This window comes from Robiginitalea sp. (genome assembly GCF_049588695.1).
GTDB lineage: Bacteria > Bacteroidota > Bacteroidia > Flavobacteriales > Flavobacteriaceae > Robiginitalea.
In genome coordinates this window covers 1-2,250 of the sequence record NZ_JBAVZJ010000337.1, presented here as the reverse complement: position 1 = coordinate 2,250, position 2,250 = coordinate 1, and the positions used below count along the sequence as shown (strand labels likewise).

Below are 2,250 nucleotides of genomic sequence, written 5' to 3'. Positions count from 1 at the left end.
GTTGAATTTCGCAAGGTGTAAAAGGATTTCATATTATACGGATTTTACCAAATCTATTCGTTTTAAAGATAAAACCCTATTAGCCCGAATGACCTCCAATAGGAATAAATATTTTCGATCCTGAAATCTAAAACTTCAATTTCACCGTATATAGACACTAAACAACTTAAAATTTAAGTTTAGAAATTAATTTTCACACTTATGACAGAGACAAAAAACAACAACGGACTTAAAGTATTGGCCGGTATTCTGGGAGTTATTCTTCTGGGTACCATCATTTATGCGGTCAATCTGTATCAGGACTCAAAGAAAAATGAGGCTATCCTGATGAAGGAAAAAGAGTTAGTTGTAGAAGATCTGACAAGCCTGAAGTCGGAATACGACAAGGCCATTATGGAGAGCAATCAAACCAATGAAGAATTGGTGGCTGCTCGTGACAATATCGCGAAATACATCGATTCGGTTAGCGGTATGAAAGCAGATCTGGCTAACCTTTCCCGCTATCGCCGACAGGTAGGTGTTTTGAAGAAAGAGCGTGAGGAGTTATTGCGTCAGGTAGATTCTCTGAAGCAATCCAATACCCTTATCGCTATGCAACGTGACAGTACGTTTGTAGAATTGGAGAAGCAAAATGTTTTCAACGATTCCCTGGTTGTACAGAATACGCAATTGGCCGATGCGGTCGAACGCGGATCAGCACTTAGCCTCACAGGATTTGTGGTAGACGCCGTTCGCGAACGCAACAACGGGACTCTGCGTTCCACAAATAGCGCCAGGAGAACAGACCGTTTAAAAGTTTGTTTTACAGTAGCTGACAACGTTATTGCCGAGGCGGGAGACCGTGAATTCTACATTGAAGTTCTGGATCCCAACGGAAACGTTATGGGAGGAACCACTTCCAAAACCATGGAGGAAGGTCCTTCAATCACCTACACCAAGAATACCAATTTCTTTTACGAAAACGCCGCTTTAGATGTTTGTGATTACATCAGTAATTACGCCGGGGAGTTTCAAAAGGGGAATTACATGGTCAACGTCTATGACGATGGGCTCAAATTACTCGGAACTTCGAAGTTTGAGCTGAGGTAGAAGTAGTTTTAATATTTACAGTAAAAACCGCCTAATATTCTTTAGGCGGTTTTTTTATGGCTTCCCGCCACCTTGCCCAAAAGGGTCCCGGGAAAGTGTAGTTCAAAAAAAAGTGGCTGCTCTTAAGGCAGCCACTTTAATAAATCTCTCGATTTACTTGTTGAGATGGCCTACCATCTGTTCGGGCCGTACCCAGGAATCGTACTCTTCAGCGCTCACATAGCCGAGCCGCACAGCCTCTTCTTTGAGGGTAGTGCCATTTTCATGGGCGGCTCCCGCGATTTCAGCGGCCTTGTAATACCCGATTTTAGTATTTAGGGCAGTGACCAGCATCAGGGAATTGTTCAGGAGTTTTTTTATGGTCTCCCGATTGGGTTCAATGCCTGAGGCGCAATGGGCTTCAAAACTTTTGCAGGCGTCCCCCAATAACCCGGCAGACTCCAGTGCATTGGCGGCCATCAGAGGTTTAAAGACGTTGAGTTCATAGTGGCCCTGGGTTCCCCCCACAGTGATAGCCACATCGTTGCCCATTACCTGGGCGCAGACCATGGTAAGCGCCTCGCATTGGGTGGGATTTACTTTGCCAGGCATAATCGAACTTCCGGGCTCATTGGCCGGTATCAGAATTTCTCCGATTCCCGAACGCGGTCCGGAAGCCATCATACGGATGTCATTTGCAATTTTATTGAGGGATACGGCGAGTTGTTTAAGGGCACCATGCGTTTCCACAATGGCGTCGTGGGCTGCGAGGGCCTCAAATTTATTCGGTGCCGTCGTAAAGGGGAGTCCCGTAAAGCTGGCGATGTATCGGGCTACAACTTTATCATATCCGTCGGGCGTATTGAGTCCTGTACCCACAGCAGTACCTCCAAGGGCGAGTTCCCCAAGATGATCCAGCGTATAGCGCAAGGCTTTAAGTCCGTGATCCAGTTGGGCCACATAGCCCGAAAACTCCTGACCAAGGGTGAGGGGGGTTGCATCCATAAGATGTGTCCTGCCAATTTTTACAACATCCATATAGGCCTCTGATTTGGCCTTGAGGGTATCCCGCAGGGCGGTAACCCCGGGGATGGTCACTTCTACGACCTTTTTGTACACGGCGATATGCATTCCGGTGGGGAAGGTGTCATTGGAGGATTGGGATTTATTGACATCATCATT

General features: G+C 46.4%; 2 protein-coding genes. One reads left to right on the top strand and one right to left on the bottom strand.

The annotated features are described in order from the left end of the window. The first annotated feature begins 201 nt into the window (after positions 1–201). A complete protein-coding gene (locus tag WBV75_RS08210; protein ID WP_424120148.1) occupies positions 202–1,089 on the top strand; it encodes a hypothetical protein in 888 nt (295 codons plus the stop codon). A gap of 153 nt (positions 1,090–1,242) precedes the next feature. Here WBV75_RS08210 and WBV75_RS08205 read toward each other — a convergent pair. Beyond that, positions 1,243–2,250, bottom strand: a 1,008-nt coding sequence (locus WBV75_RS08205) for a class II fumarate hydratase (RefSeq protein WP_424120147.1), incomplete at its 5' end; no start/stop codon positions are given.